The organism is Arthrobacter sp. efr-133-TYG-118 (assembly GCF_030209755.1).
Taxonomy (GTDB): domain Bacteria; phylum Actinomycetota; class Actinomycetes; order Actinomycetales; family Micrococcaceae; genus Arthrobacter.
Genome location: NZ_JARVRH010000035.1, coordinates 50,032 through 73,340, shown reverse-complemented (window position 1 = coordinate 73,340; position 23,309 = coordinate 50,032). Strand labels below are relative to the sequence as shown.

General features: G+C 64.6%; 22 protein-coding genes. 17 read left to right on the top strand and 5 right to left on the bottom strand.

Annotated elements, in window-relative coordinates; translation table 11 throughout:
- Positions 1–3: 3 nt before the first annotated feature.
- Complete coding sequence (locus QRN59_RS22640) at positions 4–1,194, bottom strand: AI-2E family transporter (RefSeq protein WP_284984717.1); 1,191 nt, start codon at positions 1,192–1,194, stop codon at positions 4–6.
- A gap of 299 nt (positions 1,195–1,493) precedes the next feature.
- Between QRN59_RS22640 and QRN59_RS22635 the strand changes: the two genes are divergently transcribed.
- From QRN59_RS22635 to QRN59_RS22600, 8 genes are all read left to right on the top strand, one after another.
- On the top strand, positions 1,494–3,305 hold the full coding sequence (locus tag QRN59_RS22635; protein ID WP_284984679.1) for a DUF8094 domain-containing protein: 1,812 nt from the start codon (positions 1,494–1,496) through the stop codon (positions 3,303–3,305).
- Between the two features lie 36 nt (positions 3,306–3,341).
- On the top strand, positions 3,342–4,307 hold the full coding sequence (locus QRN59_RS22630; RefSeq protein ID WP_284984678.1) for a tetratricopeptide repeat protein: 966 nt from the start codon (positions 3,342–3,344) through the stop codon (positions 4,305–4,307).
- Positions 4,307–5,410, top strand: coding sequence for an NADH:flavin oxidoreductase/NADH oxidase (locus tag QRN59_RS22625; RefSeq protein WP_284984677.1), 1,104 nt, complete (start codon positions 4,307–4,309; stop codon positions 5,408–5,410). The genes QRN59_RS22630 and QRN59_RS22625 overlap by 1 nt, the downstream gene beginning before the upstream one ends.
- A gap of 170 nt (positions 5,411–5,580) precedes the next feature.
- Positions 5,581–6,372, top strand: coding sequence for an ABC transporter ATP-binding protein (locus tag QRN59_RS22620; protein ID WP_284984676.1), 792 nt, complete (start codon positions 5,581–5,583; stop codon positions 6,370–6,372).
- Entirely contained in the window at positions 6,354–7,925 is a 1,572-nt protein-coding gene (locus tag QRN59_RS22615; protein WP_284984675.1) for an ABC transporter permease family protein, read from the top strand. Before QRN59_RS22620 ends, QRN59_RS22615 begins: the two co-directional genes overlap by 19 nt.
- Before the next feature lie 93 nt (positions 7,926–8,018).
- Entirely contained in the window at positions 8,019–8,801 is a 783-nt protein-coding gene (gene nagB / locus QRN59_RS22610; RefSeq protein ID WP_284984674.1) for a glucosamine-6-phosphate deaminase, read from the top strand.
- A 36-nt stretch (positions 8,802–8,837) separates the two neighbouring features.
- Positions 8,838–9,176 carry a DUF3039 domain-containing protein gene (locus QRN59_RS22605; RefSeq protein WP_284984673.1) on the top strand — a complete coding sequence of 113 codons (339 nt, stop codon included), beginning with the start codon at positions 8,838–8,840 and terminating at the stop codon, positions 9,174–9,176.
- A gap of 258 nt (positions 9,177–9,434) precedes the next feature.
- A complete protein-coding gene (locus tag QRN59_RS22600) occupies positions 9,435–11,213 on the top strand; it encodes a DEAD/DEAH box helicase (protein ID WP_284984672.1) in 1,779 nt (592 codons plus the stop codon).
- Between the two features lie 25 nt (positions 11,214–11,238).
- On the opposite strand, the gene QRN59_RS22595 is transcribed toward QRN59_RS22600, so the two are convergent.
- A complete protein-coding gene (locus tag QRN59_RS22595; RefSeq protein ID WP_284984671.1) occupies positions 11,239–11,865 on the bottom strand; it encodes an isochorismatase family protein in 627 nt (208 codons plus the stop codon).
- Positions 11,866–13,194, bottom strand: a complete 1,329-nt coding sequence (locus tag QRN59_RS22590; protein ID WP_284984670.1) for a nicotinate phosphoribosyltransferase — start codon at positions 13,192–13,194, stop codon at positions 11,866–11,868.
- Positions 13,195–13,371: 177 nt separating this feature from the next.
- On the opposite strand from QRN59_RS22590, the gene clpS reads away from it, so the two are divergent.
- From clpS to rdgB, 6 genes are all read left to right on the top strand, one after another.
- Entirely contained in the window at positions 13,372–13,782 is a 411-nt protein-coding gene (gene clpS / locus QRN59_RS22585) for an ATP-dependent Clp protease adapter ClpS (RefSeq protein ID WP_284984669.1), read from the top strand.
- Positions 13,775–14,341, top strand: coding sequence for a DUF2017 domain-containing protein (locus QRN59_RS22580; RefSeq protein WP_234747793.1), 567 nt, complete (start codon positions 13,775–13,777; stop codon positions 14,339–14,341). The genes clpS and QRN59_RS22580 overlap by 8 nt, the downstream gene beginning before the upstream one ends.
- 104 nt (positions 14,342–14,445) lie before the next feature.
- A complete protein-coding gene (murI, locus tag QRN59_RS22575) occupies positions 14,446–15,516 on the top strand; it encodes a glutamate racemase (RefSeq protein WP_284984668.1) in 1,071 nt (356 codons plus the stop codon).
- Positions 15,513–16,310 carry an MBL fold metallo-hydrolase gene (locus QRN59_RS22570; RefSeq protein ID WP_284984667.1) on the top strand — a complete coding sequence of 266 codons (798 nt, stop codon included), beginning with the start codon at positions 15,513–15,515 and terminating at the stop codon, positions 16,308–16,310. Before murI ends, QRN59_RS22570 begins: the two co-directional genes overlap by 4 nt.
- A 56-nt stretch (positions 16,311–16,366) precedes the next feature.
- Entirely contained in the window at positions 16,367–17,125 is a 759-nt protein-coding gene (gene rph, locus QRN59_RS22565; RefSeq protein ID WP_078108499.1) for a ribonuclease PH, read from the top strand.
- Positions 17,122–17,772 carry an RdgB/HAM1 family non-canonical purine NTP pyrophosphatase gene (gene rdgB, locus QRN59_RS22560; protein ID WP_502871104.1) on the top strand — a complete coding sequence of 217 codons (651 nt, stop codon included), beginning with the start codon at positions 17,122–17,124 and terminating at the stop codon, positions 17,770–17,772. The genes rph and rdgB overlap by 4 nt, the downstream gene beginning before the upstream one ends.
- Before the next feature lie 322 nt (positions 17,773–18,094).
- Here the strand turns inward: rdgB and QRN59_RS22555 are convergent, their stop codons facing one another.
- A complete protein-coding gene (locus tag QRN59_RS22555) occupies positions 18,095–18,859 on the bottom strand; it encodes a VTT domain-containing protein (protein ID WP_284984715.1) in 765 nt (254 codons plus the stop codon).
- Positions 18,860–19,060: 201 nt separating this feature from the next.
- Between QRN59_RS22555 and QRN59_RS22550 the strand changes: the two genes are divergently transcribed.
- The 3 genes from QRN59_RS22550 to QRN59_RS22540 all read left to right on the top strand — a co-directional run bounded on the left by QRN59_RS22550 (position 19,061) and on the right by QRN59_RS22540 (position 22,175).
- Entirely contained in the window at positions 19,061–20,284 is a 1,224-nt protein-coding gene (locus QRN59_RS22550; protein WP_284984714.1) for an MFS transporter, read from the top strand.
- A gap of 250 nt (positions 20,285–20,534) precedes the next feature.
- The gene (locus QRN59_RS22545) at positions 20,535–21,560 is read left to right on the top strand and encodes a 3'-5' exonuclease (protein WP_284984666.1); all 1,026 of its coding nucleotides are present in this window, start codon (positions 20,535–20,537) and stop codon (positions 21,558–21,560) included.
- A 66-nt stretch (positions 21,561–21,626) separates the two neighbouring features.
- Positions 21,627–22,175, top strand: a complete 549-nt coding sequence (locus QRN59_RS22540) for a DUF4395 domain-containing protein (RefSeq protein ID WP_284984665.1) — start codon at positions 21,627–21,629, stop codon at positions 22,173–22,175.
- A 12-nt stretch (positions 22,176–22,187) separates the two neighbouring features.
- Here QRN59_RS22540 and QRN59_RS22535 read toward each other — a convergent pair whose 3' ends face one another.
- Complete coding sequence (locus QRN59_RS22535; RefSeq protein WP_284984664.1) at positions 22,188–23,273, bottom strand: ADP-ribosylglycohydrolase family protein; 1,086 nt, start codon at positions 23,271–23,273, stop codon at positions 22,188–22,190.
- Positions 23,274–23,309: the final 36 nt, after the last annotated feature.

Here is a 23,309-nt window from a genome sequence, read left to right as displayed (position 1 = left end):
GGCCTAGTGGCGGTCCTGGCGGACGATGAAAACTTCCTTGATCAGCAGCATGATGGCTGCCGCCGTCGGGATGGCGATCAATGCGCCGAGCACGCCCAGTAGGCTGCCACCCGCGATCACCGAGATCACGGCAACAGCACCCGGAACGGCAACGGCCTTCTGCATGATGCGCGGCGAGATGAAGTAGGCCTCGAACTGCAGATAGGCGAAGTAGCAGATGGCGTAGATCACGGCGGTCTGCCAGCCGGCGGTGAGGGCTACCAGGATGACCACCACAGCGGCAATCAAGCCTCCCACCAAGGGGATAAACGCAAGCAGGGCAACCACGAAAGCCAGCAGAACGCTGAACGGAATGCCCAGGATGCTCATCACGATGAATGCGAACAACGCGTTGAGCAACGCAACACAAACCTGGCCGATCACATAGTTGCCCACCGAGCGCGTGATTTCCTCGGACAGCGCCTCCACCCGGGGCCTGCGTGAGCGTGGTGCGAGCCGGTATCCCCATCTCTTCATGGCAGGCAGGGCACCGAGGAAGTAGAGGCTGAGGACCAGGACGATCAGCGTCCCGAAGACCCCGTTGGCCACCGTGGATCCGAAACCGACGACGCCGCCGAAAATACCGCCCATGGCGTCAGGGTTCTTGACGAACTTGTCGAGTTCCTGGCTGATCTTGTCGCGGACGCCGAATTGGCTGTCCAGGGAGCGGAAGAAGTCCGAATCCACGAAGCCACGGATCCAGTCCGGAGCCTGCCGCACGATCTGCGAGACCTGTTCCACGATCGTGGGGATAAGGGTGGCGAAAAACGCTGCCACTCCGGCAACGAGGACACCGACGGCGATGACGACGCCGGCAGGGCGCGGCACCTTGCGGTTTTCGAGCCAGCGGACCACGGGGTCCAGCCCCAAGGCGATGAACAGGGCCGTAACGATCCACAACAACAGTTGGACGGTGCTGGTGCCGATGAAATACAGCATGAGGGCGACGCCGACGCCGGCAGTGCCCATGAAGCCGACATACAGCGGATGTTGCGCGGACATCCGCGGGCCGGGGGAACCGAAGCGCGGACCGTCGGATTCATCCTCGGCGGACTCGGTTGTTGCATCGTGCTCAAGTTCCGGAGGCATTTCGAAACGGACCCGCGGTTGGGCGCCGGGAAGGGGCTGGCGGAGGCGGCGCACGAAGGACGCCATCAGGCCCTCGCCATGGTCCTTGCCGTCACGGGCAGACCCATCAGCCAAGCCATCCGGGCTGGACTCCGGTCCTTGTTCGGCCGGAGTGGGATCCTTGCGCTCTTTCACGTGTTTCAGCTGCCTTTTCGTTCCGCGGTCGGGCCCCAGGAGTGCCCGATGTCATGTTGTTCGCCACACTATCAGCAGGCCCGAATTGGCGAATTCTAGAGGGTAAGCCGTGCGGCGGGAAGCCCTTCGGGAGGGCCCCGAACTGACTCTTTGGTAACAAAACCGTTACCCTTGAAGTTCAACGACCGCTGATGATTGGTATTCCTGTGCGATTGAAGACTGCAGTTTCGCTGGTGCTGCTTGGCCTGCTGACACTGTTGGCCGGCATTGGCCAGCTGACCTTTTGGGCCCCGGCCGAGACCGTAACCGCGTCCGCCCCCGGTGACTCCAAAGCCGCTCCGCTGACCGTGATCACCCAAGACGTGTTGACCCACGGGGGTGGTCCCAGACAAATCAGCATCAAAAGCGATGGCAAGTTCGTGTTGGCTGTCGGACGTCCGGATGACGTGGACGCGTGGGTAGGTAAGACCGCGCACAACAGCATCACCGGCGTCTCCGAGGACGGCAAGTCCCTCCAGGTTGCCGGCACCGACGGCGAAGCAACTGCTCCGTCGCCTGCCGGATCGGATCTGTGGGTGCAAACGGAGAACGCCAACGGACAGCTGGACTACTCCTTTACTCCTCCCGCGAGTGGCAACTGGTCCCTCCTTCTGGCCAGCGACGGAACCAAGCCGGCGCCGTCGTCGGTCTCCATAACGTTCGCCAACGATGCCACCATGCCGTGGGCCGTCCCGCTCATTGTCATTGGCGCGATCCTCATCGTGGCGGGTGCGGCGTTGCCGTTCGTCAGCAAGTTCACCAGGGGCCGGGGCTCCCGCCCGAACGGTCCGCAGGGCGGCGGGAACAAGGAAACCGACCCGGAGGCCGCCGGCGAAGGCACCGCCAAGGAGACTGACAAAGACATCATCGGCGAGGACGCACCTGGCCAGGACACCAAAAAAGGCACAGGCGGGGGTCCCGCACTTCGAATTTCCCTTGTAGCCGCAGCTGTTGTGACGGCCCTCGTCGGTGGCACCGCGGCAGGCGCCCAAGCGGCCGAGACTCCTTCTCCCTCCGGATCCGCGACTTCTCCGACTGGATCCGCGACGGCGAGCCCTGCGGGGACCGCCGGTGCGCAAACCGCCCCCGTCTTGGTGGACGCGCAGCTCAAGCGCATCCTGGACCAGGTCGCCGGCGCAGTGGCGGCTGGAGATGCCGCACGTGACGCCTCCAAACTCGCTCCCAGGGTTGACGGCACGGAACTGCAGGTGCGCACGCAGAACTACAAGATCCGGTCCCAGGTTGCCACGCACGAAGCGCGGATGCCTGTCCGGTCCAACAAATTGCTGGGCAGCGTCATCTCCACCCAGCGAACCTGGCCACGCACAGTGATCGCCTTGACCCAGGGCGATGGCAACGTAGTTCCCCAGGTCCTGACTCTCGTGCAGGCCTCGCCGCGGGAGAACTACAAGCTGAAGAGCACTTCCCCGCTTCAGCCCGGAACGTCCTTCCCGGCGATCCCCTTGGGCGGAACCGCGCAGATGGCGGCCGGAGACAAGTCCGGGCTGCAGTACAGCGGGAGCGAGGCGATGGCAGCCCTGGGCGATCGCTTGACCAAGGCGGATTCGGCGTTCAAGGACAAGCTTGTGGAAGGCACCAATTCGCCCTACATTGCCGATGTCCTGGACTACCAGGCAAGCACCGTCAAGTCCGGCACCAACGGCAATTTCACCTTCACGCACACGCCCTCTCCGGCGGATACGGCAGTGTTCCGGACCTCCGACGGCGGCGCCGTGGTGGTGGGAAAGCTGGACTTCGCCTTCACCAGCAAGCCCAAGGCAGATGGCGACACGCTGACCGTGGACAAAGCCGCGGCAGTGCTCGCGGGCGGGGATTCCACGAAAGTCGGCCTCGTGCAGACCTTCTCGGAGTCGGTAGCTATTTACATTCCACCGGCAGGCTCGACTGCTCCCATGAAACTCGTTGCCGCGGTCCGCGGCCTGGTGGGAGCCAGCTTCCAGTAGGCAAATGCTGTTGGCGCAGCGGCTAGAGTGGACGGTATGAGTTCGCCAGGATCCCGTCCCGTCTCTCCAGCCGCTGCCAGCCAGCTCAACCTGCGCGGCGCCGTCGACCTCTCTGCATTGCGGCGCCCTGCGCCGGCGGCACCGAACGGTGCCCCGGCTGCCTCCGGCGGAAGCCCCGGAAGCAGCCAGCCCCTTCGCGTAGATGCCACCGAGGCCAATTTCCAGGACCTCGTCCAGCTGTCCGCGCAGATTCCCGTCCTTTTCCTTTTGTGGTCCAACCGCTCCTTGGAGGCTTCGACCCTCCTCCACAGCCTCGAAGGTGTGGTGGAAGGCTACGCCGGCAAAGTCGTGCTGGCCGCAGCGGATGTTGATGCGTTCCCGCAGCTTGCGCAGGCATTCCAGGTTCAGGCCATCCCCACCGCCGTCGCGGTCTTGAAGGGCCAGCCCGTGCCGCTCTTCGAGGGGCCCGCTTCGGACCAGGAAATCCGCAGCCTCATCGATGAACTCCTCAAGGTGGCCGAAGCCAACGGAGTGACGGGCAGTATCGGCGCGGGCGCCGCCGGTGCGGAGGCCCGTCCTTTGCCGCCGCTGCACCAGTCAGCCTTCGATGCCATTGAAGCCGGAGATTACGCCGCTGCGGCCACGGCCTACCGCCAGGCGCTGGCCGAGAAACCGGCTGATGCCGAGGCGAAGGCCGGACTCGCCCAAGTGGAACTAATGGGCAGACTCGAGCTCCTGACGGCTACGGAAGCCGAAGCCATGCGTCAGCGGGCGGCGGAGGAGCCGGACAACATCGAGGTTCAGCTCACGGTGGCCGACCTCGACATCTCGGGTGGTCACATCGAGGACGCGTTCAACCGCATCATCGCGTTCATCGGCCGCAACTTCGGTCTCGAGCGTGAGACGGCGCGTGTGCGCCTGCTGGAACTGTTCGACGTCGTCGGCATTTCGGACCAACGTGTGGCCAAGGCCCGGCAAGGTCTGGCGCGGGTCCTCTTCTAATGACGCAACCGGCGTTGTTCAGCCCGCTTCAGTTGCGCTCGTTGACGTTGCCGCATCGTGGCTGGGTTTCCCCGATGTGCCAGTACAGCTGCTCGCCCGACGGCGGGGGTGGCGTACCCAACGATTGGCACATGGTGCATCTTGGAGCGTTTGCCACGGGCGGCGCGGCCCTCATCCTCACCGAGGCCTCGGCCGTCAGCCCCGAGGGGAGGATCAGCCCGCGGGACGCCGGACTGTACACGGACGAGCAGGCGGTCGCTTGGGAGCGGATTGTGGACTTCGTCCACCGCAACAGTGCCGTGGGCGGCAAGATCGGCGTCCAGTTGGCGCACGCCGGTCGCAAGGCTTCCACTTACTGGCCCTTCGCCGAAGAGAGCGGATCCGTAGCGGAGTCCGACGGCGGGTGGCTTGCACGGGGTCCGGGTAACGAGGCGTTTTCCGGGCTTGCGCGGCCTCTTGCCATGAGCGAAGCTGACATCCACGCCGTGATTTCGGATTTCGCGGCGGCGGCCATACGGGCCGTGGACGCCGGGTTCGACACGGTGGAGATCCACGGCGCGCATGGCTACCTCCTGCACGAATTCCAAAGCCCCCTGATCAACAAGCGCGACGATTCGTGGGGAGGCAGCGAGGCCGGCCGAAATCGCTTGATGCTTGCGGTCATCGACGCCGTCCGTGCTGTCATCCCTGATTCGATGCCGTTGTTGCTGCGGATTTCCGCGAGTGATTGGGCCGAGGGTGGCGTCGACGTCGACGCCTCCGTGCGCCTCGCGCGGGCGGCGTCCGAACACGGCGTCGACTTGGTGGACGTCTCGAGCGGTGGCGCCGTGGCCCACCAGCGGATCAAGGCCGGCCCTGGATACCAGACGGGATTCTCGGAACAGATCCGGCGCGAAGCGGGGGTTCCCACCGGGGCAGTCGGCTTCCTGACATCCTCAGGACAGGCCGAACACACGGTGGCAACGGGCCAAGCCGACGGCGTATTCATGGCACGGGCAGCCCTTCGCGATCCGCACTGGTGGCTTCGCGCGGCTTTCGAACTCGGCTTCCCCTTGGACTGGGCGCCGCAGTATCAGCGCGCGGTTCCCCGGCACAGCTTCTAAGGGCTGGTCTTATCGGGCACGAACCCTTGTAGTTCTTTGGCGAGCTAGTTCTTTGGCGAGCTAGTTCTTTGGCGAGCTAGTCCTTTGGGATGAGGCGGCTCCGGAAAGGGGCTCAGTAGTTCCCCCTCCGGGACGACCCCCGGAAGCGTCCCCGGGGCTAGGCTGGCTGCATGACTGTCCAGCTTCCCGGTTCTCCCCATACCTCCCCGGTGCCTGCCTTGGCCCTGCGCGGACTTGCGAAACGCTTCGGCGGGAAGATCGCCGTCGACGGCATCAGCCTGGATGTGCCGGCCGGTTCCTTCTACGGGGTCGTTGGTCCCAACGGGGCGGGTAAGACGACGACGTTGTCCATGGCCACCGGGCTCCTGCGGCCGGATTTCGGGACGGCCTACATCCACGGCGTGGACGTGTGGGCGAAACCGCTTGAAGCCAAGAAGCTGATGGGGATTTTGCCCGACGGCGTCCGCCTCTTCGACCGCTTGACGGGTGAACAGCTTGTCACCTACGCCGGCTTGCTTCGCGGCATGGACAGGGACGTCGTTGCCCACAGGGTGGGAGAACTGATGGCCGCGCTGGACCTGAGCGGCGACGCCGGCACCCTTGTGGTGGACTACTCCGCCGGCATGACAAAGAAGATTGCCCTCGCCTCGGCGCTTATCCATGCGCCCAGGCTGCTGGTGCTGGACGAGCCTTTTGAGTCGGTGGATCCCGTGTCGGCTGCCAACATCCGGGGAATTCTTGACAACTACGTGGGCTCGGGAGGCACGGTCATCGTCTCAAGCCACGTCATGGACCTCGTCCAGCGCATGTGCGACCACGTGGCCGTTGTGGCTGCAGGCAGGGTCCTCGCCGCCGGAACCGTAGAAGAGGTCTGCGACGGCGCTTCGCTCGAGGACCGTTTTGTCCAGCTGGTGGGCGGCGGAAACCAGGCGGGGGGATTGGAATGGTTGCGCACCTTCTGAGCCTGAAGTGGCGGCTCCTGCTGAACGGCTTCCGACGCAGCCCGGGCCAGCTTGTGGGAATCGCGATCGGTGGGCTCTATGCGCTGGGAGTCGTCGCGACCCTCGTGGGGACGCTCATCGCCCTGCGGTGGGCCGACCCCGAGACGGCCCACACCGCCGTCGTCCTCGGTGGCGCCGCCGCGATCCTGGCCTGGGCTGTGGTGCCCCTGATGGCCTCGGCTGCGGACATGACCCTCGACCCCTCCCGCTTCACGACGTCCGCGATCCCCATGCGCCAACTGCTGACCGGGCTTGCCCTCGCCGGATTCATCGGAGTGCCGGGGCTCTCCACGATGCTCGTGGCGTTACTCACTGCGGCAACATGGTGGCGCGGCGTGCCGGCGGTGCTCGGCGCGCTGCTGGGTGCCGTGCTGGGCGTGCTGAGCTGCGTGGTCCTGTCGAAAGTGATCACGACGGCGACGGCCAGCCTCGCAGCCTCCCGCCGTTTCAAGGATGTGAGCAGCATTGTGGTCTTTGTGCCACTCGTGCTGATGGGACCGATCGTGGCCGGGGTCTTCAGGGGAGTGTCCGGTTCCACCGGCTATCTCCCCGAACTTGCCCGGACGGTCTCCTGGACTCCGCTCGGAGCTTCCTGGTCTCTTGGCGGCGATCTGGCGTCGGGAGATGTTGTTGCCGCCAGCCTGAAGGCCTTGATCGCCATCTCCACTCTCCTCGTGTTGTTGGCCGCCTGGAATGCCCTGCTCAAGCGGGCGCTGGTCACTCCGCCATATTCCGGTGGATCGAGAAAACGCGGCGGGAAACTTGGCTTGTTCGGACTGCTGCCGGCAACTCCCACCGGGGCCATTGCGGCGCGCGCCCTCAGCTACTGGATCCGCGATCCGCGCTACGCGGCCTCGCTGATCGTGGTCCCGTTGTTGCCCGTGATTTTCCTGTTCCAGTCCGCGCAGTCCGGAAGCTACTCCATGCTGGTGATCCTGGGGCCAATGGCTGCCTTTGTCCTCGCATGGTCTATTGCCGCGGATGTTTCCTACGACAACACCGCATTTGCCTTGCATCTGTCCACCGGGGTCCGCGGCATCCATGACCGGCTTGGCAGGGCCTTGGCCTGCCTGGTATTCGCCCTCCCGGTGGTGTTGGTCTTCGCCGTCGGGCCTTTTTTCCTTACGGGAGAATGGGGCTGGTTGCCTGGTGTCCTGGGTCTTTCCCTGGGGGTGCTGTTCACAGGCCTGGGCCTGGCCTCCATCGTGTCGGCGCGGTACACGTCCAGCGTCCCGTTGCCCGGTGACAGCCCGTTCAAGAAGCCGCCGGGAAACGTTGCCCAGACGCTTGCGGTCCAGTTCGGAGGAATGGCGGTGCTTTTCCTCCTGGTCCTTCCTGAACTTGTCCTGGTGATTGTCCAGTCCGTCACAGGCGATCCGCTCTGGGGATGGATCAATCTGGCAATTGGTACGGTTCTTGGGGTGGGCTTGTTCGTGTCGGGTGTCCGGATCGGCGGACGCTGGCTTGACCGGCGCGGGCCGGAGCTCTTCGCGCAATTGAGCGTCAATCGTTGATTCCATGAGCAACAATGACAAGTTATGGGACATGGGATAACCTCGAGTTTGAACCAGTCGATCCGGGAAACACAGCTAGAAAGGTCGTGGACGATGGAAGTTGTCATCCTTCCGGGAAGCAAGCAGATCGGGGCGCTTGCCGCGGATGCCATCGAGGCGCTGCTCCTCCGAAAGCCGAGCGCCGTCCTGGGCCTTGCCACAGGGTCCTCCCCGCTCCCTATCTATGACGAACTGGCGCGCCGCCACCAGGAAAGGGGCCTCGACTTCAGCCACGCACACGCCTTCGCCCTTGATGAATACGTCGGGCTTGAACCCGGGCACCCGGAGTCGTACCGCGAAGTCATCCGCCGTGAATTCACGGACCGGGTCAACATCGACCCCGCCAATGTCCACAGCCCTGACGGTACCGCGGCCGACCTTCCTGCGGCCTGCCAAGCGTACGAAGACTCCATGCGGGCACTCGGCGGCGTTGACCTGCAGATCCTTGGCGTGGGGACGGACGGGCATATCGGTTTCAACGAGCCAGGCTCCTCGCTCGCTTCGCGGACCCGGATCAAGACGCTGATCGAGCAGACCCGCAAGGACAACGCACGATTCTTCAAGAGCATCGACGACGTTCCGCACCACGTCGTGACCCAGGGACTCGGAACCATCATGGATGCCCGGCACGTGGTCCTGATTGCCACGGGGGCCCAGAAAGCCCAGACGGTCAAGGACTTCGTCGAGGGGCCGGTGGCAGCCATCTGCGCGGCATCGGTGCTGCAAATGCACCAGCACGCCACCATCCTGATCGATGAGGCTGCGGCGTCCTCGCTCAAGCTCGCCGACTACTATCGCCACACCTATGACAACAAACCGAAATGGCAGAGCATCTGACGCGGTGCATCTGATCGCGAAGCATCAGCGGCTAAGATGGATGGCATGACGACGCTGCCTCCGGACCCATTCGAAAACGATCCCATGCGCGAGCTTTCCGGAGCCGGAACTTCCACTGCAACCATTGAGCGCGAGGAAGTGCGCCAGGAAGTGGAACCCGGTGACCGGGAGCGTTTCTCGCACTATGTCCGCAAGGAAAAGATCATGGAGTCAGCCCTGACAGGCGAACCCGTGATTGCCCTGTGTGGCAAAGTGTGGACCCCTGGCCGGGACCCGCAGAAGTTCCCGGTCTGCCCCGAGTGCAAAGAAATCTATGAAGGACTTCGCCCCGGCAACGACGGCGGAGACAAAGGCGGCTCGGGCAACTCCAAGTAGCGAGTAAGCCCCAGTAGTCGGGTAAATCCTGGTAGTAGGCGGGGGAGCGCTTTCCCCTGCCTGTTTGCTGCCCTGCGTGATTCGGCGCATCCGGAACAGATTGGTGTTTTTTGTGGTTATTTGGGTTTCGCTGGCTGCAGCGGCCTTGCTTGGAATCGTTGCTGCGTCGCGCAGCAGCCTGTATGGAGCTGCGCCTGGCGGCGTGGCCCGCGGCTTGATTGCCGCGAGTCAGGCGAACGCCAGTCGAGGGGAATCCGCGTGACTGAAACACTCTTCGGCGGCCCTGCACTGCCTCCCGCATATCCGGAACGCGCAGCCTGGGGAACCGCCCCGAAGCTGCGCGCCTGGCAGCAGGAAGCGCTGGACCTGTACCTGAACGCCAGCCCGCGCGATTTTCTCGCCGTGGCAACGCCGGGAGCAGGTAAGACCACCTTCGCACTGCGGATTGCGTCAATGCTCCTCGACAGTGGAACGGTGAACCGGGTGACGATCGTCGCTCCTACCGACCACCTGAAACGGCAGTGGGCGGACGCCGCGGCCAGGGTGGGCATTGCCATCGATCCGAACTTCAAGAATTCCGACGGCCAGCACGGCAGGGGCTTCGTCGGCGTCGCCGTGACCTATGCGCAGGTGGCCAGCAAGCCCATGCTCCACCGGGCCAAGACCGAGGCCGCCCGCACGTTGGTCATCCTCGATGAAATCCACCACGGTGGCGAAGCGTTGTCCTGGGGCGACGGATTGCGCGAGGCCTTCGATCCTGCTGCGCGGCGCCTGGCCCTCACGGGCACGCCTTTCCGTTCCGATACCTCTCCCATCCCTTTCGTGGAATACGCCGAAGACCGCGACGGCATCCGCCGCTCGAAGGCGGACTACACCTACGGTTACGGCAATGCCTTGAGGGACCACGTCGTCCGTCCCGTGCTGTTCATGGCGTATTCGGGCCAGATGCGTTGGCGGACCAGCGCGGGAGACGAAATGGCGGCTTCCCTCGGCGAGGCCGCCGTGACCAAGGACATCACCTCCCAGGCATGGCGTACCGCGCTGAACCCGAGCGGCGAATGGATCCCCGCCGTTCTTGCTGCCGCCGACAAGCGCCTCGGCGAGGTGCGGCGTACCGTGCCCGACGCCGGCGGCCTGGTGATTGCCACGGATCACGACGACGCCCGCGCCTATGCCGGTCAGCTCAAGAAGATCACGGGCCAGTCGCCTACGGTGATCTTGTCCGATGATTCCAAGGCTTCGCACAAAATCGAGGAGTTCACCGCCAGCGACAAGCGCTGGATGGTGGCCGTCCGCATGGTGTCCGAAGGCGTTGACGTCCCCAGGCTTTCGGTCGGCGTCTACGCGACGTCCACGTCCACGCCGCTGTTCTTCGCCCAAGCCGTGGGCCGCTTCGTCCGTGCCCGCAAACGTGGGGAAACGGCGTCGGTCTTTTTGCCGTCCGTGCCGCCCCTCATGGCCTTGGCCAACTCCATGGAAGCCGAGCGGGACCACGCGCTGGACCGGCCCGAGAAGGAAGACCCGGACGGCCTCTTCAACCCCGAAGAGAACCTGATGGCCGAGGCCAACCGCGAAGAGAAGGCCTCGGACTCCCTCGAGAAGGGCAAATTCGAGGCCCTCGATTCCCAGGCATCCTTTGACAGGGTGCTGTTCGACGGCGGCGAATTCGGCACGGGCGCCGATATCGGCTCCGAGGACGAACTTGATTTCCTCGGGATCCCCGGGCTGCTCGACGCCGAACAGGTGGGAACGTTGCTCCGGCAGCGGCAGCATGATCAGCAGTCGAGGAAGAAGCGCCAATCTCCGTTGGCTGCCGCCGCGTCACCCGCGGTTCCGGACCACCGCATGCTGATGGACCTACGCAATGAGCTCGCAAAAAACGTCGCGGCCTGGTCGGCCCGCACCGGTACCCCGCACGGCGTCGTCCACAATAAGTTGCGCGAGGTGTGTGGCGGCCCGGCAGTGGCGCAGGCAAACGAGGAGCAATTGCAGTCGCGGCTGCGCAAGCTCCAGGATTGGTTCATCGGACGGAAGTAGTCCTGCTTGGCAGGGCTCCCGGTCCTTAGGGCTGACCCAGTTCGACGCCGTTTTCTTCCAGTTCCGCGTAGGTCTCGTCAAGGTCCCCCGCGATTCCGGCGGTGAGTTCACCGATCACTGTCACGGAGTAGCCCGCCTGCACGGCGTCCAGTGCTGTGGCCCTGACGCAGTAGTCCGTGGCAATTCCCACCACCACCACTTCCTCCACACCGTGGCTCTGCAGCCAGTCGTCGAGGCCGAGGGCGTCCTCGTCCAGCTCGACGGAGGGGACGGCGCCGGGGGCGAGTTCGCCCATGGGAACTTCGTCTTCGGGTGCCAGGACTCCTTCGAACCCTGAATAGGCCGCGGTGTACTGCCCCTTGCGGAAGTAGGCCTGGATGTACTCGGCGTCAAGATCCGGGTGGAGTTCGGCGCCCTTGCTCCCGGCGCGGCAATGCGGTGGCCAACTGTCCACGAGATCCGGTGTCTCCGAAAAATGGCTGCCCGGGTCCACGTGCCAGTCCTGCGTGGCCACGACGTGGTCGAAGTGCTGGTGGTTCGCGTCAAGGTATTCGCTGATGGCGGCAGCCGTGGCGGCGCCACCTTCCACTGCGAGGGACCCGCCCTCGCAGAAGTCGTTCTGGACGTCGACGATAATCAGGGCACGGGACATTCAGTCCTCCTCGTAGACGGTGGGGATTGCCGGCTCGCCGCGCTGCAGCCTCCGGACTACCGGGGGGAGTTCGGCCATGGTCGCAGTATGGCGTTCCTGTGCCCGGACCACGCCCTCGTGTCCCGTCCATCCCGGGAGCAGTTCGCCATTCTTGATGAACTGCTGGAGCAGCGGGCGGTCGTTGCCGTCGTCTTCCGGCCGGTGTCCGATGCCCACGATCTCCTGGGTGGCGATGCCGAGTTCGTTGAGTTTACGAAGGGCGTATTTGCGGCCGCCCACGCTGGCCTTGTTTTTGGCAACCTTGGCTACGGGAACGAATTCCCCGGCATCGTTGGTCCGGCTGACCAGCTTGTAGACCATGCTGGCCGTCGGGGCTCCCGATCCTGTGACCAGGGAGGTACCTACGCCGTAAACATCCACCGGCGCCGACTGCAGGGCTGCGATGGCATATTCATCGAGATCCGAGGTGACGACGATCCGGGTGTTGGTGTTGCCGAGGTTGTCCAGTAGCTCACGGACCCATTGGGCCTGGGCCACGAGGTCTCCGGAGTCGAGGCGGACTGCCCCGAGCTTGTCACCCGCGAGTTCCACCGCTGTGCGTACCCCGACCTCGACGTCGTACGTGTCCACCAGAAGCGTCGTTCCCGGTCCGAAGGCTGCGATCTGCGCTTCGAAGGCCTCGCGCTCGGTATCGTGCAGGAGCGTGAACGAGTGGGCGGCCGTGCCTACGGTCTTGATGCCGTAACGGCGACCGGCCTCAAGGTTGGAGGTACTGCCGAAACCGGCGATGACCGCGGCGCGGGCTGCCGCCGTCGCCGATTCCTCCTGGGTGCGCCGGGAGCCCATCTCGATGCACGGCCGGCTGCCGGCAGCGCTGGTCATCCGGGAGGCAGCCGAAGCAATCGCGGTGTCGTGGTTGAGTACGGACAAGATGTACGTTTCCAGGATGCACGCTTCCGCGAACGTGGATTCGACGATCAGGATGGGGGAGCCGGGGAAGTAGGCCTCGCCCTCCGGATAGCCCCAAATGTCGCCGGAAAACCTGTAGTCGGCGAGGAAGTCCAGGGTCTGACTGTCAACTACTTTGTGCTGATCGAGGAACGCGAGCTCGGCGTCTCCGAAACGGAAGTCCTTGATTCCTTCAAGCAGCCGGCCGGTGCCGGCGACGATGCCGTATCTGCGCCCGTCGGGCAGGCGGCGGGCGAAGGCCTCGAAGACGGAGCGCCGGTGCGCCGCGCCCGAATGGAGGGCGGCTTCCAGCATGGTCAGCTCATAGTGATCGGTGTACAACGACGTGCGGGGGTGGTTCCAGGCGACGGATCTACTCACGAATTCACTCTAGTCCCCACCGGCTCCCAGGTCTCGCTCCGCTCGACCCGGGCCCCTCGCCGGCGTGGGCCCACCCACCGGCTCCCAGGTCTCGCTCCGCTCGACCCGGGCCCCTCGCCGGCGTGGGCCCATCCACCCGCCATTAGCTCGCCCATCCACCACCATTAGAATGGACAGATGACCACTACCGTCGGCCCCGGCACAGCCCCCGGCATCCATACAGCCACCTGCACCGTGACAGACGCGGGCTTAAAGGGAGAGGAACGGACGGAGACCTCGGAGCAGTCGTCCACCGACGTCCTCAGCGCTGCTGACATCCCTTGGAACCTGGTTGTCTGGAACGATCCCGTCAATCTCATGAGCTATGTGAGCTATGTGTTCCAGAGCTACTTCGGCTATTCCGAGGCCAAATCCAACAAACTCATGCTCGAGGTCCACAAGAAGGGCCGTTCCATCGTGGCGTACGGTGGCAAGGAACAAGTGGAGCAGCACGCGGTTGCCATGCACGGCTACGGCTTGTGGGCAACGGTTGAAAAGGCAAGCAGCAGCGGCGACGGCCGGGGACGCAAGGGCGGCGCACGTGGCTAAGGCTTTCAAGTACGGACTCAAGGGCATCACCGGCTACCTTGAGCCCGCCGAGCGCGAACTCCTGCGCGGACTCCTGGACGATGTCATTTCAATGCTGGAACCGCAGCTGTCCAGCAACGAAGATCCCCTGACGGCCTTGATCGGCCTGGACATGAACGTCAAGGAACCGTCCGATCGCGCCCTGTTGCGGCTCTTGCCGAACGTCATGAAGAACGACGACGCCGCGTCCCTCGAGTTCCGCCAGCTCACCGAGCGCTCGCTGCGGGAGGGGAAAATCGGCGCGCTTCGGGCCGCCGCGATGGGCCTGGACCGAAACGAGCTCGTCCTCACCCCGGAAGAAGCGAAGCTCTGGTCCATGGCCCTCAATGATGTTCGTTTGGTGCTGGCGGAGCGCCTCGATATCCGCGACGAAGCGGATGCCGACCATGTCCATGCCATGCAGGACTGGTCCCAGGCCGAAGACGTAGAGAGCTACCTGGCACTCGTCTACAACTTCACCACCTGGCTCCAGGAATCGTTGGTCCAGGCCATGATGGCCTCGATGGACCGGAAGTCCTGAGTGAAATTGCCGGGGCTTTTGGCCGTCCGTGTGACAAAACAGACACGAGGCCCCCGCCACATGTCATGGCTGCAGCACATGCCTTGGCTTATTCTCTAAGAATCATGAACTCAGCATCGGACCCGGTATCGGATGGGGAGAGCGCCGCAGGGGCGCCTGAATCCCAGCGCAAGCCGGAAACACTGAACAGCAAAGCACACAACCCCTTGCTGGGATCACGCCCCATCGGTGTCTTCGATTCCGGAGTCGGCGGACTCACCGTGGCACGGTCCATCATCGACCAGTTGCCCAATGAGTCAATCATCTACGTAGGGGACACTGCCAACGGACCGTATGGGCCACTCCCCATCGCCGAAGTCCGGGCCAATGCCCTCGGCGTCATGGACGAACTCGTGGACTCCGGCGTGAAACTCCTGACCATCGCCTGCAACTCTGCCTCGGCCGCAGTCTTGCGCGATGCCCGCGAACGCTATACGGCCCGCTACGGGATTCCCGTCATCGAGGTGATCCAGCCCGCAGTCCGCCGGGCGGTGTCCGCCACGAGATCCGGTCGGATCGGCGTGATCGGGACATCGGCCACGGTGGGTTCCCGCGCTTACGAAGACACCTTCGCCGCTGCCCCGGACCTGAGCATCACCTCGGTGGCCTGTCCGGAGTTCGTGAGTTTCGTGGAGGCCGGCATCACCACCGGTCCCGATCTGCTGGCCGCGGCCCACGAATACCTGGAACCGCTCAGGGATGCCGGCGTGGATACCGTCGTGCTGGGTTGCACGCACTATCCCTTGCTCACCGGTGTGATCTCCTTCGTCATGGGGGAAGACGTCACTCTTGTGTCGAGCGCCGAGGAGACTGCCAAGGATGTTTACCGCGCCTTGGCCACCCACGGGATCCAGCGCACCGATCCCGGCCTGCCCCGGCACGACTTCATGGCCACCGGCGACGCAGTGCAGTTCGAAACCCTGGCGCGCCGTTTCCTCGGCCCGGAGGTCCTCTCCGTGCGCCACGTGGACCATGTAGCCGCCCAGTACCCGACCGGAAGCCTCGCGCGCATCACCCCGGAAATGTTGGAAGCCGCCCGAGCGGGAGGCCATCATGCGAGGACGTCCAATTTCGTTGACCCTGCGGCGTTCACCGTGAACGAATTCGGCGCGGCCCGCGGGGGCCGCATCCAGTGAAACTGACCATTGTTGGCTGCACGGGTTCCTTCCCCGGTCCCGGCTCTCCGGCGTCGTGCTATCTGCTGACCGCGCACGATGGCGAACGCCAGTGGAAGATCGTCATGGACCTCGGCAGTGGTGCCCTCGGGGCCATCCAACGCTACACTGACCTCGAAGATATCGACGCCATCTTCCTGACCCACTTGCACCCCGACCATTGCATGGACCTTTGCGGACTGCACGTGGCCGTCCGCTGGAAGCCGGGCGGCTGGGGACGGGACAGGATCCCCGTCTGGGGCCCCGCCGCGACGGCCGACCGTATGGCCACGGCCTACGGCTTGGAGCTGGACCCCGGAATGCACGAGGAATTCGACTTCAGCAACTGGAGCGAACGCCAATCCGTGCGGCTCGGACCGTTCACCGTGACGCCGTATGCCGTGAACCACCCCGTGGAGGAGGCCTACGCCTTGCGCGTCGAGGTCACCGAGCCGGACAAAGAAGGCAAAGCGGTGAGCAGGATCCTCACGTACTCGGGAGACACCGACTCGTGCCCGGGCCTTGAGGACGCCGCCCGCAACGCCGATCTCTTCCTGTGCGAGGCCGCCTTTGAGGAAGGGCGCGACGACGACATCAAGGATGTGCATTTGACCGGCAAGCGCGCGGGCCAGGCTGCCAAAGCCGCCGGAGCCCGACGCCTCCTGCTGACCCACATCCCGGTCTGGACATCGCAGACCAAAGTCATGGCGGAGGCGCGGCCCGAGTTCGCCGGGGATGTCGCCGTCGCGGTTGCCGGAGTCCACTACACCGTCTGAACCCGGAGTCCGACTGCGCAGTCCGGCGAGGGCCGGGGGATCGCTAAGCTTGCAGTATGACTTCCGAAGCCACATCTGTCCCCGTCATCCGTGCCGACGGCCGTACGCCCGATCAACTCCGTCCCATCAGCATCACCCGAGGCTGGTCCAAGCAGGCCGAAGGTTCGGCCCTGATCGAATTCGGCAACACCCGGGTGCTGTGCACGGCTTCCCTGACCGAGGGCGTCCCGCGCTGGCTCAAAGGCGAAGGCCGCGGCTGGGTCACGGCCGAATACGCCATGCTGCCGCGGGCCACGAACACCCGTTCCGACCGTGAATCCGTCAAAGGCAGGATCGGCGGACGCACGCACGAAATTTCGCGCCTGATCGGGCGCTCGCTGCGTTCCATCATCGATACCAAAGCCCTCGGCGAGAACACGATCGTGCTGGACTGCGATGTCCTGCAGGCCGACGGCGGCACCCGCACCGCCGCGATCACCGGCGCCTACGTAGCGCTCGCTGAAGCGATCCGCTTCGCCCGCGAGAACAAGATGATCGCCAAGAACGCACAGCCGCTGATCGACACCATCGCTGCTGTCTCCGTGGGAATCATTGACGGTATCCCGATGCTGGACCTGCCCTACGTCGAGGACGTTCGCGCGGAAACCGACATGAACGTGGTGGTCACAGGCTCCGGCAAGTTCGTGGAAGTCCAGGGCACCGCCGAGGGAGCCCCCTTCGACCGCGATGAACTGAATGCCTTGCTGGACCTTGCCCTCATCGGCACGGGGGAGTTGGCAGCAATCCAGCGCGAGACCCTGGCCGAGGCTCCGTGAGCGAGGCAATTATCGCAACTACGCCGCGCCTCGTTCTTGCCACCCACAACAAGGGAAAACTGCGTGAACTCAGGGAACTCCTGAGGGGGCAGGTGCCAGGACTCGACGTCGATACCCAAGTGATTGACGCGGCCGCGGCCGGAGCCCCGGATGTTGCCGAGACCGGCGTGACATTTGCCGAGAACTCGCTGCTTAAGGCGCGGGCCGTGGCCGAGGCCACCGGGATGGTGGCGATTGCCGATGACTCGGGGCTGGCCGTGGACGTCCTGGGTGGAGCCCCGGGCATCTTCTCGGCCCGCTGGTCCGGCCGGCACGGTGACGATGCCGCCAACCTGCAGCTCTTGCTCGCGCAGCTCTCGGAAGTCCCCGACGCACACCGGGGGGCCGCGTTTGTCTGCGCGGCAGCGCTCGCTGTACCGGACGCCGTCGACGGCGGGGCGCGCGAGGTGGTCGAGTACGGCCAGCTGGAAGGCACTCTTTTGCGCGAGCCCCGCGGTGCGGGTGGATTCGGTTACGACCCCGTGCTCCAACCCCAGGGGCTGGACCGCAGTTGCGCGGAGCTGAGTTCCGAGGAGAAAAACGCCATCAGCCACCGCGGCAAGGCGTTCAGGGCGCTGCTCCCGGCGATTGTGGACGCCCTGCGCTGAAACTGGCTTATAGGACAAAACGTGGGTAAATCCCGGGCGCGTCGTGTCCGTCCCGGGATCGTCTTCGCCCGGATGTTGGATTCTGCTCAATCATTCGAATGGACAAATTCCGGGCCCGCGGAATCACGGGACTGCCAACTTCGGCGAAGAGAATGATCCAGCAGAATCCGACGGTGTCCATGAGCCGTCGTAGATCCCGTCGACCTGGATCTGGTCATGGATCCCCCGGCGCCGGGATCCGCAGGCAATGTCGGTCAAGCGCTAAAGAATGAGGCACCCCGCAAACGAACTGCGGGGTGCCTCGTTCCATGAGCCAGTGGGCTTAGCGCTCGCCGTGCTTTCCGGCTTCGTGTCCCTCGATGAACTCTTCGACGGGTTCAGTTCCGCGGTCCGCGGCCCTGCGCTTGGCCAGCAAGCCGCGGATGACCTCGACGGCCACGGGTACCACCGAGATAAGGACGATGACCACGAAGATGATGTCGAGGTTGTCCCGGACCCACGGCACCTTGTCGCCGAGCAGGTAGCCGAGCAGCGTGACGCCACCGCCCCAGAGCACCGCCCCGATGACGTTGAAAATGAAGAACTTGCGCTTGTCCATCTGCGCGACGCCGACAATCACCGGGACGAAAGTGCGGATGATCGGAACGAAACGGGCCAGGATCAGGGCCTTGCCGCCGTGCTTTTCGAAGAAGGCGTGCGCGCTCTCGACGTTCTCCCGCTTGAACAGCTTGGAATCAGGCTTGTTGAAGATGGCTGGTCCGGCTTTGGAGCCAATGAGGTAGCCGCTCTGGTTGCCGATGATCGCCGACACGACGATGAGGGCGGCGAGTGCCCAGATATTGAACTTGATGGTGTCAGTGGCGACGAGGAGCCCAGCGGTGAAGAGCATCGAGTCGCCGGGCAGGAAGAAGCCTACGAGCAGTCCCGTCTCGGCGAACACAATGCCGCACACGAGCAGGACCACCCATGGAGCCAAAGCGGGGTCGGCAAGGAAGATTTGGGGGTTCAACCAGTCTGGGAGGAGCGCAGACATATGCGGCTGCACCTGTCCTGCACCCCCCAAAGCGGATACGGCAAAGTCGTTCATCGCAGAAAGGGTCACCCTTCAAGGGTACGGGACAACCGCCGTCGGGCCCTTGAGACATCCGCTGGGGGTGTCTGACAGACACTGCCTCCAGTCGCCTGGTGTGGGTAGCGTGGTGGAGGTGGACAGCAGACACGAAGACTTCTGCGTCCGCAGCTAACTGAACATGACTGACGAGGAAGAACTTTGAAGCGAGACGCAGCCATATCCAGGACACCGGCGGCGGTCGCTGCTGCGTCAGCCCCGGCGTTTCCATGGGGAGGTCTTCTGGTCCTCGCCGCTGCAGGCTTCACCGCTGTCACCACTGAACTCCTCCCGTCCGGCCTGCTGCCCCAGATCAGCCAGGACCTGGGAGTAGACGAATCGGCCGTAGGGTCGCTCACGGCCGCCTATGCGGCAATCATCGTTTTCACAGCGCTTCCCTTGTCGAGGCTGCTCGGCGGAAGAGTCCCCCGCAAGGCGTTGTTGATCGCCACCGTGCTCGCGTTCGCACTTAGCAATGTGCTGCTGGCGTCCAGCCCGAGCCTGGGATTTGCCGTTGCCGCGAGGCTCCTCGGGGGCGTGGCCCATGGGATGTTGTGGTCAAGCATGGCCCCCTACGTTGCCAGGATCGTTCCAGCACACTCCGTCGGAAAAGCAATGGCCATGGTCTTCAGCGGTAATAGCATCGCGCTGGCCGTCGGCGCTCCGATCGGCACACTCATGGGATCGGTCCTCACCTGGCGCGCTTCTTTCATGATCCTCGCCGGGGTCGGCGCGGTTCTCGCCTTGCTGGCCGTTTGGGTGCTCCCCTCCGCCCCCGACGAGGACGGCAAGACGACGCCGACGCTCCGCGGAGCCCTGAAGCTGCCCGGCGTCATCGCCGTGGCCACGGCCTGGCCGCTCTTGCTCTTGGGCCACTTCACCCTCTTCACTTACATCGCGCCGTTCCTCCACGTCTCCGGACTGCCGGATGCCTTCACGAGCATTTCGCTGTCAGTGGTGGGGGCCTCAAGCCTCGTGGGGATCTGGATCGCCGGCCTCACTGCCGATTCCCATCCGCGGCGTTCCTTGCTTTCCGCGGTCTCCCTGCTCGTGCTGGCCTTTGGCCTCTTGCCGCTACTTGGCGGCACATGGGTGGGCGAACTCTTGCTGGTGACCATGTGGGGAACCGCCTTTGGGGCCATCGGTATCTACAACCAGGCAGCAATCCTTCGCGCTGGCGGAGAGCACAAGGACGCCGCGAACGGTTTGACCGTGGTGACCATTCAACTCGGCATCGCCGTCGGCGCCGGTTATGGCGCTCTGGCCCTGACTACCGTCGGCGCCCTGTGGGTGCCACTAGCTGCAGCCGTCCCGACGGCGGCAGCGCTCGCAATCATCCTGGCCAGCCGCCGTGGCGGCTACCCTGCCGGTCCCCGGGAGACGAAACCCCCAGGAACTCGGTAAGTCCCACCCGTGCCGGGGAGGCATTGCGGGGCGCGGCGAGCAATCTGGAGGACTCGTTACCGGGCGTGATGTTGTTTGCCTTCGCCGGGGGCGCCGCGGGAGCGGTCATCCATGTCCTGGCCCAAAGAGCAACCAAGAAGGCGTTGACCAGGCTGCAGGAGACAGCTGACGAGGTCTGAAAGGCGATCCGTGGCTGATGGCGGCCATCACCAGCGCTATTGGGGCCCCTTTCCACCTGTAACCTTGACCAGTGGCATTGGACTTTACGGCGATCGACTTTGAAACTGCGAACGGCTTCAGGGGTTCCCCGTGCTCTGTCGGTCTGAGCAAAGTCCGTGGCGGCGTGGTGGTGGAGGAAGCCTCCTGGCTCATGCGGCCGCCGGAAAACCATGACCACTTCGAATACCACAACACCCGGATCCACGGCATCCGGGCGGAGGATGTCGCGGGCGCACCACGCTTCGGCGAGCTCTTCCCTGAAATCGGGGCTTTCATCGGCGGGGATATCCTTGCCGCCCACAATGCGGCATTCGATCTGGGCGTGATCCGTTCCGGGCTCGAAGTTTCCGGCCTGCCGGGCCCCGCTTACGAGTACGTCTGCACGGTGATGTTGTCCCGGCGCTGCTACTCCTTGGTGTCCAATTCCTTGCCGTACGCCGCGGAGGAGGCGGGCGTGCCCCTCGTGAACCATCACGACGCCGCCGAGGACGCCCGGGCCTGCGCCGGAATCCTGGTGGACATCGCGCACCGGAACAACGCCAACAGCATCGCCGAGCTCTACTTGTCCCTCGGCCTGGCCATACCCAAACAGCAGGCCTTCCAGCCAGGAGACGGACTGTCCAAGCAAACGCTCGCCGCGCTCGCCGCCGTCGGTGGAGGGCGCGACGCGGTCGCTGGCCAGTCCGGCGTCGGGCGTAGTGCGGGCCAGCTTGGGCGCGCTTGGAGCAATTGGCCGGAAGAAGGCACCAATCCGGCGCCCAACCCCGCAGCGGAACCGGGCCACCCTCTGTTCGGGCAGACCGTCGTCTTCACCGGTGAGCTTGCGATTGCCCGGCCGGAAGCGAAACAGCGGGCGGCGGAGATGGGCGCGCGTCCGGAGAGCCGCGTGACCGGTAGGACCACGGTCCTGGTGGTAGGTGACGGCTTTGTGGCCGGCGATCTCCGGAACGGTCGTCTCACCGGCAAAGCAAAGCGCGTCCTGGAGTTGCACAGCCGCGGCCAGCAGATCGAGGTTCTCTCCGAGGGTGAGTTCCTGCAGATGGTCGGCGGACGTTAGCCGGGCCAAAATTCACACGGAGCAACAAAGCTTCCCGTAGCTTGCCTGCGCTCCTAGCCTTGAGCCATGACACAGGGAAATCGGCCTGACACTGTGCGGCCCACCGCAGGGACGCCGGCTCCGGCGGCCACCGGTTGGCGCGCCGTCTTCGCTTTCCCCAATCCCGTCAATGAGTACGCTGCGAGGATCACGGCCGGCCTTGTGGTTTTGGCGGCGGTGGGCACCCTCGTGAGCGGCTTTGGCTGGGGACTCGTGCTGATTGCTACCGGTTTCTGGTTGCGGGTCCTGTTTGGGCCGCGGATCTCGCCGTTTGCCTTGTTGTCCGTCAAGGTGCTGGCTCCCCGGGTCGGCCCTGCCAAACTTGTCCCGGGTCCACCCAAGCGCTTCGCACAGGGAATCGGTGCGGCGCTCAGCACAGCGGCCGTGGTCTTGTTCTTCGCCGGTTTCGCGCTGGGTGCGTGGATCCTGCTCGCCGTGCTGATTGTGGCCGCGTCGCTTGAGTCGTTTGTAGGATTCTGCCTCGGCTGCGCGATTTTCGGCTTACTGCAGCGGCGCGGGTTCATTCCCGAGGGCGTCTGCGAAGCGTGCAACAACATCGCGCTTCGCAGGCTTTGACCCGTTTGCCTCCTAGCCCACGGTGACGGCGATAAGCCGCTGCGCCATCCCGCGGATGACGTCAGGAGCTTCGAGGGCTTCAAGCCAGTCCGGGGGCAGGGCTTCTTCGCCATGGAGTGCACCGAGGATATTGCCCGCGATCGACGCGGTGGAGTCACTGTCGCCGTTGTGGTTTAGTGCCACGGCTATGGCCTGGCGGAAATGGGCTGCCGGATCACGCTGTGTCTCCGCTGCCGCGGTGGTTGCCAACACTGCATAGAGCCCGACGGCGAGTGCCTCCTCTGCGACCCAGCCTTCGCCCAATTGCCCAGTGAGTTCCTCCGGGCTGAGCAACGTGCCGGCGGAAGACAGTTCCAGCGCCTCACGGAGGCGGTCCAGAAGCTCGGGAGCTGGATCCGGCAGTGCTGACACCACGCTCAAGGCATGCTCAGCGGCAGTCCGTACATCCTCGCCCGCGCTCAGTCTGTGCACCAGCACGCTGAAGGCACCTGCACTTTGCCGCGCTGAAGGGTGTCCGTGGGTCAAGGACGCGGCATCGGTGCTCAGCTTGTAGACCGTGGCTTCGGAAATATGCGGGACAAGGCCAAATGGGGCGGACCGCATCACCGTGCCGCAGCCCTTCGATTCCGGATTGACAGGGCGGAACTTGGTCCCCATCTGTCCCGTGGCGAGCCCGCTCAGGCACGCTTTGCCGGGATGCCTGCGGTGCCGGAGTACGTCCTGGCTGTCGATCCAACGCGGTTGGGGAACCGGGGCCGACGACGGCAAGGCCACACCTTGGGTGGCGAGCCATCGCAGGTAAGCCAACCAGAGACATGCAGTTTCATCCGCCGCTACGCCGTCGTTGGCCCACTCAAGGGCTTCTACGAGGCCGTCAACGGTGTACAGCGTCATCTGGGTATCGTCGGAGAAGTGGCTGCCGCCGTCGAGCTGGCCAAAAGAGGTGAGGCCCGCGGCGCCGAAGCGGGAACGGATGGTGGCTACGTCGTCGAACTCGACGGCGTAGCCGAGCGAATCGCCCAAGGCGCCTCCCAGCAGGCAGCCGCGAACCCGGGACTCGAAGGATGGCACGGCGGTGGGGGACGATTCAGCACTCATAGTGGTAATTTACCGTGGCTGCTTCGTCGGTCTTCA

Excerpts from the sequence above, each read along its gene's own strand:
- QRN59_RS22605 (WP_284984673.1), top strand. The coding sequence starts at position 8,838 with ATGGATGGCATGACGACGCTGCCTCCGGACCCATTCGAAAACGATCCC.
- QRN59_RS22595 (WP_284984671.1), bottom strand. The coding sequence starts at position 11,865 with ATGTCCCGTGCCCTGATTATCGTCGACGTCCAGAACGACTTCTGCGAG.
- rph (WP_078108499.1), top strand. The coding sequence starts at position 16,367 with ATGACTTCCGAAGCCACATCTGTCCCCGTCATCCGTGCCGACGGCCGT.
- QRN59_RS22630 (WP_284984678.1), top strand. The coding sequence starts at position 3,342 with ATGAGTTCGCCAGGATCCCGTCCCGTCTCTCCAGCCGCTGCCAGCCAG.
- murI (WP_284984668.1), top strand. The coding sequence starts at position 14,446 with ATGAACTCAGCATCGGACCCGGTATCGGATGGGGAGAGCGCCGCAGGG.
- QRN59_RS22640 (WP_284984717.1), bottom strand. The coding sequence starts at position 1,194 with ATGGCGTCCTTCGTGCGCCGCCTCCGCCAGCCCCTTCCCGGCGCCCAA.
- QRN59_RS22555 (WP_284984715.1), bottom strand. The coding sequence starts at position 18,859 with ATGAACGACTTTGCCGTATCCGCTTTGGGGGGTGCAGGACAGGTGCAG.
- nagB (WP_284984674.1), top strand. The coding sequence starts at position 8,019 with ATGGAAGTTGTCATCCTTCCGGGAAGCAAGCAGATCGGGGCGCTTGCC.
- QRN59_RS22625 (WP_284984677.1), top strand. The coding sequence starts at position 4,307 with ATGACGCAACCGGCGTTGTTCAGCCCGCTTCAGTTGCGCTCGTTGACG.
- clpS (WP_284984669.1), top strand. The coding sequence starts at position 13,372 with ATGACCACTACCGTCGGCCCCGGCACAGCCCCCGGCATCCATACAGCC.
- QRN59_RS22635 (WP_284984679.1), top strand. The coding sequence starts at position 1,494 with ATGATTGGTATTCCTGTGCGATTGAAGACTGCAGTTTCGCTGGTGCTG.
- QRN59_RS22540 (WP_284984665.1), top strand. The coding sequence starts at position 21,627 with ATGACACAGGGAAATCGGCCTGACACTGTGCGGCCCACCGCAGGGACG.
- QRN59_RS22615 (WP_284984675.1), top strand. The coding sequence starts at position 6,354 with ATGGTTGCGCACCTTCTGAGCCTGAAGTGGCGGCTCCTGCTGAACGGC.
- QRN59_RS22620 (WP_284984676.1), top strand. The coding sequence starts at position 5,581 with ATGACTGTCCAGCTTCCCGGTTCTCCCCATACCTCCCCGGTGCCTGCC.
- QRN59_RS22535 (WP_284984664.1), bottom strand. The coding sequence starts at position 23,273 with ATGAGTGCTGAATCGTCCCCCACCGCCGTGCCATCCTTCGAGTCCCGG.